This is a genomic window from Bradyrhizobium sp. LMTR 3 (assembly GCF_001693485.1).
Taxonomy (GTDB): domain Bacteria; phylum Pseudomonadota; class Alphaproteobacteria; order Rhizobiales; family Xanthobacteraceae; genus Bradyrhizobium.
Map to the genome: position 1 here is coordinate 407,193 of NZ_MAXC01000049.1, position 12,735 is coordinate 419,927.

Genomic DNA, 12,735 nt, shown 5'->3' on the forward strand with positions numbered 1-12,735 from the left:
GAATCTTGCGCTGCGGGATTTTGACGCAAGCGTCCCAAGCGGCTCTGTTTCGGGAATGCCTTTCGCGGGCCGCGTCCCTATCGACGAGACGAAGGAGCCGATCGCGAAGCGGCAAAGGGCGGTCGTCCGCCGGGGATCGGTTTGCAACCACAAGGTTACGCTGTTACACATAGAGGGAGATTTTAGGGAGGCTACGATGGACCATCGTTCTTCCGTCTCTGTCTCGACAACCGTCAAGTTTCTGCAGCTGCTCGAGGGTCTTCAAAGCCTTTCGGACCAGACGATGGAGATGCTTGACTGGGGATTTTGGGCACTCGAAGTGCCCTCCGTAGTGGACACCGGGGCTGTCGCAAATCCGGTGCCAGGCGGAGCCGACGATGAAGACCTGATTGCGCGAACTGACGCAATCCGCGCAGCAGCGAATGCGATCGAAATCCCTCCTTTCGAGAATCCACTACCCGTCTTGCAGCCTCTCGCCGAAGACTGGGATGCGGCGAGAAATCAGAATTCGGCTCAGGTGCAGGTGTTTACCGACGCCTGCATCGAGCTGATCGAGAGGAAAGAAGCGCTCTCTCTCCTGGAAACGCAGCACGCTCAGCTTTCGCAATTGCTCAAACTCCTCTCCGACGTTGCCAGGTTGTTTGGCGAGGTATCAGCGATGGTCCCGAACTACGAATGGGCGAAGGCATGGGCATTTCCGCAGGTCAGTATCGAGCTATTTTACGTCCCAGCGATAACCTCTGCCTGGAACACGGTCGGCTTGCGGTTGGGCGAGCTCAAACAGGGCATGGCCCGGCGCCGAGGCGAACTCGAGTCGGCTTCTACCGGACTGCGCAACGCGCTTGCGGAGGAGGCGTTTAGGATACAGGCCGAGGCGGATCGTTTGCGACTCCTCAAGGAAGAGCTTGATGCTCGCCATGCCGCGTTGGAAGGGGATGCCGAACAGATTCGCAGAATGAACGTCGACCTGAATGCGCTTGATTTGGACATCGTTGAACTCGATGGCCAAGTTGCGAGTCTGCGGGAGCGGCAGGGACAGCTCAACAGCGATATTTCATCGTGGTCCAGCACGATAAGCGAGCAGCAACGACTTATGGGTCAGCTCGCTCAGGAGAAATGCCCGCTGGGAGCGACCTACGTGGATTGCGTCCAGCATCCAAGCTTCGTGAGCGACATCAGGAGCAGGATCAAATCGGCCCAAGATACCATAACCGATCGGCAGCGAGCCATAGGAGATGCGCGACGGGAGCTGTCAGGCATTCCGAGTTTGCTTGATGGGGCAGAGAGACGGCTCACGGTAAAGATCGACGAGCGCAACGAGCTGAGCGCGCTTATCGACGAGAGAACTGCCAAGCTTGCGGCTGATCGAGACCAGCTTGGCCTCGAGCTGCAGGACTGGTTGAAGCAGTCGTGGTCTTCTCGCGCGCTCGTCCATGATCGGGCCAACAAGGACGACGGCATCCGGATAGAGGAATTGATCCGGAGGACCAGGCCGTGAATCGTCTACTGCTTGCCATCGTGCTGATGCTTTCCAACTCCGGCACGGATGCTCAGGAAAGCTCGGCGAGACGGGATCCGGGCGGATCGCTTCCCCCGGTCCGCAGATTGGAGGTCGATACCATGATGATGTCGCCCGCAGAACGGGCGACGATTGCCTGCCTCCAGGCCACGAATAAGGTCATGGCCTTCTCCCGGGGGCGGGTCGTCAAAATCACAATCGGCTTGCCGGACGCCGATCTCCTTGAAATCCTGGATGTGGCGACCAAATCAATTGGCCGCGCAGCGCCTTCGGCGAGGACTGAGGCGCCGCCGACTCCTCAGCTTCCGATCGGCGATGTGACGTATGAGGCTGTCCGCAGGCTTCTCTCGCCGAGCGGCGACTGGAGTGCCAAAACCTTCAGCCATCTCGACCGTCTCAAAGGCCAGGTCGCTCGACTTGTTGCCGTAGGGCAAGCAGCTCAACAGCTGATCGCGGCGTCGCCCCATTTCACGAAGGCCGCGGAAGTCACCGATCGGCCATGGCCGGACCAGCGCTCGATCATCCTGTACCTGGACCGCCCGGAGCAGTGTCAAAACCCGCTTCTGGGCGACTATTTCGAAGCGACGGTCGCCTACGTCCGGGAGCGCATCGAGAGCCTCGACATACTGGACTCGGTCGCGCAAATCCTTCTTGCCGTCGACACAAGAGTTCAGAGCGTCCATCCGTTGTCCGCACTGTCCTTCGATGAGGCGTGCGGAGGTCGAGACGGGATCGGTACGGACGGCGTAGTTTGCGGCTTCTCGTTTCATCGCGTGCTGTTTCCGTTCTACGCCGATGCGGAAGACGAGGCGGGGCCCAGCCGCGTCAGCGGCGAGGCGCAAAGGAACATCCAGCAATTCAACAGTCTGATCGGCAAGGCTGGTGACGTTGCCGGTGAGCGTCGCGAGGCATTTTTAGCCCATGCTAGGAGCGACGCCGAGGCGGTTCTTCCGAAGCTGCTGGCGCTCGTATCGCTTTTCGAGGGAGAAAATGTCGCGCTTACGACATTCCGCAAGTCTCTCGACGAGGAAACGTTGGCCGTCGAGAAGATGGCTCAAGAGATCACCCTGGGAAGGAACAGGTTGGCGGAGATAGCGCGGGAAATAGCTACCCTCGACACTGACCTGACGGCCGTACAAGTTCGCCTAGACGGTCTCGACCAGCAGCGTACGGCGGCCCGCGACGACTTTGATGGGGCGAGAAAGGTTCTCGACGAGGCGCGCGCCGCATTGTCTCGGCTCGGGAGCACATGTGAGGAGGCCGGCATCGCCGACTGTGGCAACCCAGTCGTACGTGAGGATTACAACCGGCGGAAGCACGATGCCTACCAATCGGTCAACACGGCGCTGAATTCCTACATCGACCTTCAGAAGCGCCTGCTCGAGCAAAACGAACAGTATTTCGATGCAAGGCAGAAGAAATCGGATTTGCTGACTGCGCGCGGTTCGCTCCTTGCTGAGCGCTCTGTAGCCGACATCAGAGTGCAGTCGCTCGAGAGAGAGCATGCGCGGCGCACGGCAATGCTCCGCACCAACGAAAACCGGTACGCTTATCTATGGCCCGCGCATGTCGCCGACATGTCTTCTCTTGAGAAGGCGTTGGCACTGAGTCGTGAACTGGCAAACCCGTGAACTACACGCGCGGTAGCGGTAGAGTCGTCAGTGAGTGGCGCTGGTGTCTCACGGCAGAGATGATTTGTGATGTATTGCCCAACGCAGAAAGAGCGCTGGTCGTTCGCTGCTGTAAGTGCGACAGATGCGCATTCCAACAGGTGAAAGCCCGCCAGCGTGAACCGGCGGGTCTCGGTATGGACCATGCCCGATAGCTGCACCCATTATTTGGGCATTGAGTGCGAGCGACACTGATAGCAAAGGGTATTGCGACTGGGCGCTCGGCTTGAGCCAAGTTATTCAATTTCCTAGGATGCCGCGTTGCGGAGATAGGGACGTCGGACGCTAGCGCAGATACTTCCAGAATTGACAACTTACGAACAGCCGGGGTTGTTCGAGCAAGACGTCGGGTAATGTCGGCGAAGACGCAGCCGAGCCGGACGGCGCTGCTGCTCCGAGCTGCCGCCGCTGACCATCAATGTCGCACTGCACAAAAACTGCCGTTCGATCCAGCAGACTGGCGCTCTTGGCCTGTCGCTTATAGCTCAGCAGAACAATAAACGATTCCGACGTCCCCACTGCCGCTTGGGCGGATCGCTCTTTTGGTCGCATCGAGAAAACAGGATTTCAACTTTTCATAGTGGAGATGATGATATACACTTAATTCATTTAGGACAGATTTATCTGCTCAAATGATTTGCGGCGCCCGCGATGTCTCAACTCAGCTTGGCCGAAGATGCACTGAATTTCGGAGACTGCGTGCACATCTCGTTCCATCGGACGCTGCGCGTGCCCGAAACCGGCAAGGACTATCCGCTTCCTCCAACCTTCGGCCGATTTCCGATCGCCGAGCTCGAGAGCGATGCCGATCAACGCGAGTTTGCCATCCCTGTTCGCAGGCGCGAGGCGTTGTGGATTGCATTTGAGGGGCCGCACTCGTGTCCGAGCGCGGTCAAGGTAGGCGTCGGCACCGTCAACGCGATCGACGGGCGGCCCTGGGAGACAGGCCTGCGCATCGATCCGCAAAACTACATCGTGACCGCAACCCAATACTGGCTCGACGGGATCAACGCGGGGAAAAACTTTGTGCGGCAGTTCGTGGCGATCGCCTTCGGAGAAGGATTGACAATCGAGGAGCAGGCGGCGCGCGTCCTGCAAGGCACTATTCGTCTCGAAGTGTTTGCGGCGAGGCCGGGCCGATTTGCCGCTGCGCCCGAGCAGGAACCGTCGGAGCCAACTTACGGCCCGGCGGAAGAGGCGCCGCTCGGCCTCGGAGCGGGCGGTCGCATTCAGCAGAAGATCCATGCCGATCGATACGGACTCGACACATGGGACCAGACCAACCCAACACTAGCGGTCGTTCGGCTGCTCGACGCGGCGTCATTTCAAAGCCTGACTGGCCGGGCGGCCCCGCCCAGCCCGATCGATGCTGCGACCTACGCGTGCCTGGGTCTGCCTTGGTTTGAGCTTTACGAGGAGCAGGCGACGGACCTTCAACCTGCAGAAATTTTTCGTCACATCAGGACCGTTTCCTCGTCCGAAAGCGAATCGGACCTCGAGGCGCTACGGGTCCGTCGCGTACCGAATTGATGTTTTTCGATCACGGCCATTTTTTGATCACGGTAAGATAGGGGAGTTGAAATGTGCAACAGTGACGACAACGGCAAGAACGCACACATTTGCCTCGACATGCAGCTGCCGCAACAGGACGTGTTGAGAGCGGCGGAGCTCGCGATCGCAGAGAACGCGGAGAATGCGCCGACCGGCGACATTGACGTCGTCCGCAAGCTCGGGGTGGATCCGACGTCCACCGTCGAGGCGTTTGGGGCAGTGCTGACCGGCAAGAAATGGCAGCCGGGACGGAAGTTGCGGGTACGCCACCTCGACGGCGACCCCCAAATCCACGCCAAGGTCGAGCACTACGCCAAGATGTGGGAGCAATATGCAAATCTGACTTTCGAGTTCGGCAATGATCCCGACTCCGAAATCCGAATCTCGTATCACCACGACAACCGTTCATGGTCGTATCTCGGGACCGACGCGCTTGCGATTGCGCCAGATACAGAGACCATGCACTACGGGTGGCTTCATCCTACAACGACCGACGAGGAATTCCGACGCGTGATTGTGCATGAATTCGGTCATGCCATCGGGATGATCCACGAGCAGTCGCATCCGGAGATATCGATCAAGTGGGACGTACCCGCCGTCTATCGCCGCTACGAAAGCCAAGGTTGGACAAAGGCGCAGGTCGATTCCAACGTGTTCTTCAAGTACAGCAAGCTTGTTACGCAGTTCAGCGAGTATGATCGCTCGTCGATCATGCATTATCCCATTCCGCCGGAACTGACGACCGACGGCGTTGCAGTTGGCTGGAATACCGATCTCTCGGCTAAGGACAAGGCGTTCATCGCCAGGATCTATCCCAAGCCGCAACCGGCGCCGGCGATGGATATGGGACCCCCAGGAGCTGTGCCGCCGCCTCCTGCGGCGCAACCCGCGGCAGCCATTAGCGGCCCCGTGCGCATTCGCCGCACCTGGGGCTGAGCGAGGCTCTCGGCGCGGGAGGCGCTTGCTATGACGCTTGTGTGGGGCACCGCACAGCATGCGCCGGGCACGGGGCCGCGGACTCACGTGTTCATTGTCGGCGTGGGACGCTATCGTCACCTGCTCGGCGGAGCGTCGCCGACGCCGGGTGCTCCGCCGCTTGGGCAACTGACCTCGCCGCCGATCTCGGCGCGGGCGCTCGCCAGGTGGTTCACAAGTCCGAAATTCGCGAATGCGCACGCACCGCTAGGATCGCTGGAAATGTTGCTCTCGGACAGCACCGGCCAGATCTTCGACGGTGTCCAGGTCGACGACGCAACCAGTGACAAGATTCAAACTGCATTCGATGCCTGGAAACAGCGTTGCCACGCGGATCCCGGCAACATTGCGTTCTTCTACTTCTGCGGCCACGGCCTGCAAAAGGATGTGGTGGCGCTCCTGCCCGAAGACTTCGCAGCGAGCGAAAACAATTTGTGGAAGCACAGCATCGATTTCGACAAGACTTATGTGGGTATGGTGCGGTGCAGGGCCGGAACGCAATTCTTCGTCGTCGACGCCTGCCGCGAACTTTCTCAAACCGCCATCAAGGACGAAGAGTTCGGCGGGACTGCGCTGATCAGCCCTCGCTTGGGAGACAGCCATCTACGCACGGCGCCGAAGCTGTTCGCGACCGCCCTGGGCCGGCAAGCGTTTGGCGACAGCAACGGCGTAAGCCGGCTCACGGGGGCGCTGATCGAATGCTTGGACGGTCTTGGCGCGACGGACGATGGCCCCGAATGGGTCATCAACACGACACAGCTCGGCATCGCGGTGCAAAGCCTAGTCAGGCACCAGAATGAGGTTCTGAAGATTCCGGAAAACAACCGTCAGATTGTCGATCCGGCAGGAGGCGACCTTGCGAACGGACCGCAGCGCCTGCTCGTGTTCCCGGCCGGCTCTTCTCCAACGGTGATCGTGAAATTTGGATGTAATCCAAGTTCGATCGCGGAAAAGGTAACCTTTTTCGCCGTTCCCGAGAACGGCCCGAAGCTGCCAGCGCCCAACCCCGGCCCCTGGATAACCACGGTGAGTGCCGGCCTTTATGTCTTCGGATGCTCGTTCAATTTGGCAGCTGGGCCCAGCGACGTTCCGGCGCCGCGTGTCTTTGTAAGACCGCCGATCTACCACACCCAGATCAACGTCCCGCCCCCACACCCGGTCTGAAAGGTGTGCCAGTATGAGCGCCGCACAAACGCGAAGGTCTGCACGCAACGCGACACTGGAGATCGAGCTCCAGCGCCATTCGCAAATGGACGGCGTGCCGATCTTCGTCCAGATCTTCCAGGCCACCGAACGTGGCGGCAAGCCGATCTGGAAGGGAGCGATCCCCATCGGCCAAACGCGCCGGGAAAGCGTTGCTCCGGGGGACTACCTCGTGGAAGCGACTCTGCCGAGCGGCAAGACCAAGGCGGAGCAGGCGACCGTGCCCGGAAGCGGCAGCGTCCGCGTGACATTGGATGTTGCAGAGGCGTCGCCGAGCGAAAGCCTGGCATGGGCTCAGATCAGCCGACCTGAGATCCTCGAGAGTTCGGATGATGCACGCTCGAGTTTGCAATCCGTTTGGTTGCGGTTATGGCGCAGTGACGGCAACGGCGTCTGGAATTTGGTGCCGTGGCCAGTGCAGCAGGCAACTCGCCATCAAGGGATTGTGCAGTATGGATTTAGCTTTCTGGGACAGCCGGGCCAGTACTACGTGCAGATCGGCGGCGTCGACGTGCCGTGGCGGCTTGTTGCCGTTCCGGCCGATAACGTACGCGTGATTGTGACGGGGCGTTGGATAAAGCGCGACGGCAGCGATCCCGATCAGCGGCGTATTGAGGTCGAAGTCGGCACCATGGATACGAACGCCGAAGTCTTGCTAGGTTATCTACGCGGCGGGCAGGTCGACTCAGCGCAGGAGGTCAGCAAGAGCTGGCAGGCGCGAAAGCTTCTGGAGCAGAAGACGAAGAACCCGACGCTTGCGGCGGTGGCGGGCTATTTTCTCCTCAGCTTGCAGCATCTCGATGATGTCCACCGGATATGGGCACATAATCTGGCGGACTGGATCGAGTGGCTCCCGGATGGCGCGGTTATCGATGCCTGGTATTTGATTCGCGGTAACAATCCGGACGGCTTTCAAACGGCGCGCGACCGGCTGATCGAGGCGACCGCGCGCGGCCTGCCGGTCTATACGCGCGGGCTGCGATTGCTGCGCGATGGCCTCGCATCGTTTGAAGACGATGAGAGGTATGTCACGCCCGGCGTGAGCGCCGCGCTGAAACTGGTGCGCCGATATTGTGCAGCCGCGGATTGGAATTCGACGACGACCGCATTCGTCGGCCTCGATCCCATGACGCCTGCCAAGATCAAGGTCGGACGGCCCGAGACACCGCGACACGTCGTCTTCGCCGAGCCCGACGCTGCCGATCTGGCGTGGCTGAAAGCACCTGACAGGTCGTGGATTCGGACCGCGTACGGCTGGACCCCGCCGACAATTACGACCAACGCGTCTATCTCGGCAGCGCAGAGTCGGGCTGTGCCGAGTGCTTCCATGCCGCAGGAGTCAGTATTTGAGGTGATGCCAGTTACATCGAGCGCGCCGCCACCGAACCTGTCCGTACAGGATCCGGCCGAAAGCGAGCGGCTTGGCCGGGTCGCGCGAGGTGAGGAGATGGAAGCGGCTTCGACAGCGCCCGTGATGGTCGCGCAGGCGCCGGAGGTATCTCCGAGCCCCGCGGTTGCCAAAAAGTTGGCTGCGCGCCTCGCGACGAGAGCGAGCGTCGCGCCGCCGCTCAAGGACACGCCTGAGCGGATACAGGGACGCTTATTGCGCCTGGCCGACGAACAGACGCAATCCGAGCAGATCGCAGGGACAACCCCGGTTGCCGTAAAGGTCGGCGCCGGCGCTCCCGCGCATTTGAGTGGAATCGCGGTCGAGCGTGTACTCGGAACGTCGGATCTGCTCAGTACCACGTTTCTGGAACGCGGACTTGCGGCGGCGCGGGCCGTTGCCCGTGTCAGCGTCCTCCGCAACGGCCAGACGGTGACCGCGACCGGATTTCTTGTGTCACCGCGCCTGCTGATGACGGCGGCCCATGTCCTGCCAACCGTCGAAGAGGCGGCATTGGCTTACGCCGAATTCGATTACCAAGACGATCCGAACGGCTCGCTGTTGCCGGTCACGCGCGTGCCCTGCGGCGTCGATCGGTTCTTTTTCGTTGACGCACGATTGGACGTTGCGATCGTCGCGCTGCACGAAGAGGCAGGTCGCCGCTTCGGCTGGCTGCGTCTTGGCGCGAACGAAAGCAAAGCGCTTGTGGGCGAGTACCTGTCGACTGTCGCACATCCATTCGGCGGGCCAAAGCAGGTTGCCCTACGGGAGCTTCCGATCGTCGACGTCGGCGATCCCTTTTTCTGGTGCAGCAGCGAGACCGTGCCGTGCTCATCGGGTGCTCCCTTGTTCAACGACCAATGGGAGCTCGTGGGTATGCAGCACGCGAGCGTTAGGTCGGACAATGCCGCGCTGCAGCCGCGTGCGCGGACTCGTCCTGCGAGAGTCCGCAGCAAGGAGAGCGGACGGCAAGTTGCCATCCAGGCGGTCAGGGGCAGCCGGATCGTCAGAGCGCTCAATACGACATTCGCCGGCAACGGAGCCGCGTTGGTCGAGGAATTGCTCCACGCCAGGCCCGTCGCTGAAAGAGATGCACCGGTCGGGCCGCCGCTGTCCGTGCAAACCGTTTCGTCTCCATTCGTCAAAGTGTCGTCACCTCCAGACAAAATCGTTCAAAGCGAGAATTCAGGACTCGCCGAGGGTAAAGGGAGCATCATGGCACAACCGCCTTCGCGCAGCGTGACGCCGGAAAAGATCAGGGACTGGCTCCAGAACCTGGAACGCTTTGACCCTGATCTTGCGAAGTCGATCAACGCTCGCGCGGCGTCGATGAAATCGGACGCACGCCATGCAGTCGGATTGGAGGCGACTGTCGCCGAGGCCGCGTCACCGCCGGATGTTCCGCTTGCGCTCGAAACAATGGTGCGCCCGGGCCGGCCGGTTCTGCCGATCAAGGGCGACAAGGTTTTGCGCGAACCGGCTTTCATTGAGCCGCCGGACGGCGAGATGATGGTACAGCGGGTGCTGGCTGCGGCCGACACGATCAATCCGGTCATCCCGCTCGTCGGTCGTATCGATGTTACGAATTTTCCGCGCAATGCGAGCTTTATCGGCACCGGCTGGCTCATCGAGCCGGATATCGTCGTGACCAACAGCCATGTCGCCGAGCTGATCGGCCGACGCGATGGCCGTCGGTTCACGTTCCTGCCCGGTCGTTTCGGCGACCCGATCATCACCACGGTGAACTGGAAGCGCGAGTTGGACAGTGACGAGAGCCTCGTCAGTCCGGTTGAACGCATCATCTATATTGAATCGCGACAGGTTGCCGACATTGCCTTCCTGAAGATCGGCCGTCGCAGCGATGGCGCTCGGCAGGACCGCATTCTGTTGGCCGACACTGACGCTGCCGCCGGTACATCGGTAGCCGTTATCGGCTATCCGGCCCGGGCCGAGGAAGATGTCATCCCCGATCAGGCGTGGATGGAGCGGGTCTTTGGCGGCCGTTACGACGTCAAGCGGGCTGCGCCAGGTGTTGTGATGCCGAATTCGCGCGGCTGGGCGACACATGACTGCACCACGCTTGGCGGCAACTCTGGCTCGGCGGTCATCGAACTCGGGACGGGCAAGGCGGTCGCACTGCACTTTGCCGGCGCCTATGTGCTCGAGAACTATGCGGTGCCGAGTTCGACGATCCGCAGCTATCTCAAGCGGCGGCCATGGGAAAACCCGGAAGCGATCATTACCGATCGAACGGGTGGGGATGGCGACACCGGTTTGCCCCAGACGACGGTAACGCCGCCGCAGCAGACGACCTCCGCTACCTCCGTTTCCATTACCCTGCCGCTCACGATCACCGTATCGATCGGCAGTCCGAGCACCAGCGGGGGCGGCGCTGCTGCTGGTGGAACGGAGACCGTGTCAATCGAAGAAGCCGTGCGGCGCTTTGCGACCGTCCACCGCGGCGATGGCATCCTTGGCGTCCGTTCCGGCCTCGTCATCCGCAATGGTGAGTTTTCCGATACACCCTGTATCCATGTTGTGACGCACCCCGAGAAGGTCGGGGCGGTGCGTGCACGCGTTCCCGCGACGTATCTCGGCCATCCAGTCGAGGTTCGCGCAGCCGCCATTGTGGAGATGGTCAGCGGCCAGGATTTCGCCAACGAGGCTGTGGTCACGTCGATCGCTTACAACGACAGCGACCGGATAGGCCCCGGCTTCAGTTTCAATGAGGTCGACGAAGACATGGAGTTGCTCTGCTGTGTCGGCCCCGAGCGCAGCTGGTCGGTGCTGTCGCACTACATTGCGAACGCCAAAGGCCGCATGGTGTCCTCGATGTACGAATTTCACGCCGAACACATTGCTGACGCCATTCAGGATCGACTGGCGGAAGGCGTCGAAATGGCACTTGTCATAGATAACGCCACGCGCGTCACCAAAGCCGGCGTGAAGGATGGCGACTTCAATCGCAAGACCGTGTTTCGGAAGTGGGCAAACGATTTCAACTTCGATCGCATCTACGCTCCCGAGGGTGCGAACGGGTTGATCGCCAATTCCTACCACATCAAGGTGACGGTGGACGACAACAATCGCTTCTGGCTCTCAAGCGGCAATTGGAAGAGCTCCAGCCAGCCCAATATCGCGACCGCAGACCTCAACGATCCGGCGAAAATCAAAGCGAAGAAGGGGAACCGCGAGTGGCACGTTGTGATCAGGAACAAGAAGCTTGCCGAGCGTTACCGCAACCACATTCTTGCCGATCTGGAATTCTCCAAGCGGAACGGAGGGGTCGAAGAAGCGGTGGTTCAGGACGTGTATGTCGACGTTCCAACCGCGATGGAGGAGGCGGTCGAACTTGAGGCGCGCGCAGCTAGCCGTATCCTCGATCCGCTTGAGGTCAACCGCCGTGTCAAGGTGAAGCCGCTGCTTACGCCCGACAAGAGGGGCAAGATCTATACCGATGCGGTGTTGGATCTGATCGAATCAGCGGAAGAGCAGCTGTTGTTCCAGATACCTTACATCGATTCCTACAAGGAAACCGCCAAGGGTAACCTGGAGAAGCTGGTCAAGGCGCTCATCAGGAAGTCGAAAGAGATCGACGACGTGCGCGTCATATTGCGATCGGATCACGGGACGTGGATACCGTGCGCGGAGGACCTCAAGAAGCGTGGGCTCAACCTGATTAAGTGCTTCCGGCATCTGCCGTCCACGCACACCAAGGGCATGATCGCCGACGGCCAGCGCTGTCTGGTTGGCAGCCACAATTGGAGTGGCGGCGGCGTTACGCTCAACCGCGATGCGAGCCTCCTGTTCGACGACGAACAGGTCGCGAAGTACTACCGCCAGGCGTTCGAGATCGACTGGGCGCGTGCGTCGCGTCCGGTCATCCCGGAATCAGCGACTGCCGAAGCTCCGCGAGTGGCGGATCCCGAGTCGCCGGTACCGTCAGGCTTCCGCCGCATGACGCTAGAGGAGTTTCTTGAGGGCTGAATGAGACTGCCGGGAATCGGTTGGCTGGCGATCCACCATCGCGGTGAAGCGCCAGTTCCGAAATGAGAGCTGCGCAGTGATCAGGAAAGAATTGTATGGAGTGGGGAAAGGCGGTAGCGATTCCCTAATCGGCAAAGCTGCGATCCGCCTTGGTGGTGTGTGCAATGATCCTTCTCCTCCGGGCATGGCGTTTGCCGAGCGTTCGCACCTTTGGGGTATCGCTTGCGTCTTCGGGACCCCCCAACACGCGGAGGTCAAATTAGTGGCCTCAAGACCTAGTAAGCGGTTTTGGCCGCAAATACTGAGAAAGGCAGGTACTTCCCGAGGGACATTGATGGAGTCGCTCCCTCGACTTGAACTGCCGATAAGCAGTCAGGAGGCGATGCCAGGTGGCAGTCCGCAGCGCGCACCGGCTGTCTTTCTGAAGCTTGATCTAATCTGCG

General features: G+C 60.5%; 6 protein-coding genes. All 6 read left to right on the top strand.

Features of this window, described 5'->3' with window-relative positions; all coding sequences use genetic code 11:
- The first annotated feature begins 196 nt into the window (after window positions 1–196).
- Window positions 197–1,498, top strand: coding sequence for a hypothetical protein (locus tag LMTR3_RS30200; protein WP_141686872.1), 1,302 nt, complete (start codon window positions 197–199; stop codon window positions 1,496–1,498).
- Window positions 1,495–3,150, top strand: a complete 1,656-nt coding sequence (locus LMTR3_RS30205) for a hypothetical protein (RefSeq protein WP_065748577.1) — start codon at window positions 1,495–1,497, stop codon at window positions 3,148–3,150. Before LMTR3_RS30200 ends, LMTR3_RS30205 begins: the two co-directional genes overlap by 4 nt.
- Window positions 3,151–3,918: 768 nt before the next feature.
- The gene (locus LMTR3_RS30210; RefSeq protein ID WP_141686873.1) at window positions 3,919–4,719 is read left to right on the top strand and encodes a hypothetical protein; all 801 of its coding nucleotides are present in this window, start codon (window positions 3,919–3,921) and stop codon (window positions 4,717–4,719) included.
- A gap of 51 nt (window positions 4,720–4,770) precedes the next feature.
- Complete coding sequence (locus LMTR3_RS30215) at window positions 4,771–5,676, top strand: M12 family metallopeptidase (protein WP_065748579.1); 906 nt, start codon at window positions 4,771–4,773, stop codon at window positions 5,674–5,676.
- A gap of 30 nt (window positions 5,677–5,706) precedes the next feature.
- Window positions 5,707–6,879, top strand: coding sequence for a caspase family protein (locus LMTR3_RS30220; protein WP_084029895.1), 1,173 nt, complete (start codon window positions 5,707–5,709; stop codon window positions 6,877–6,879).
- Window positions 6,880–6,892: 13 nt separating this feature from the next.
- On the top strand, window positions 6,893–12,292 hold the full coding sequence (locus tag LMTR3_RS30225) for a trypsin-like peptidase domain-containing protein (RefSeq protein ID WP_084029896.1): 5,400 nt from the start codon (window positions 6,893–6,895) through the stop codon (window positions 12,290–12,292).
- Window positions 12,293–12,735 lie beyond the last annotated feature (443 nt).

Coding starts and splice junctions, on each gene's coding strand:
- LMTR3_RS30200 (WP_141686872.1), top strand. CDS start 197: ATGGACCATCGTTCTTCCGTCTCTGTCTCGACAACCGTCAAGTTTCTG.
- LMTR3_RS30215 (WP_065748579.1), top strand. CDS start 4,771: ATGTGCAACAGTGACGACAACGGCAAGAACGCACACATTTGCCTCGAC.
- LMTR3_RS30220 (WP_084029895.1), top strand. CDS start 5,707: ATGACGCTTGTGTGGGGCACCGCACAGCATGCGCCGGGCACGGGGCCG.
- LMTR3_RS30225 (WP_084029896.1), top strand. CDS start 6,893: ATGAGCGCCGCACAAACGCGAAGGTCTGCACGCAACGCGACACTGGAG.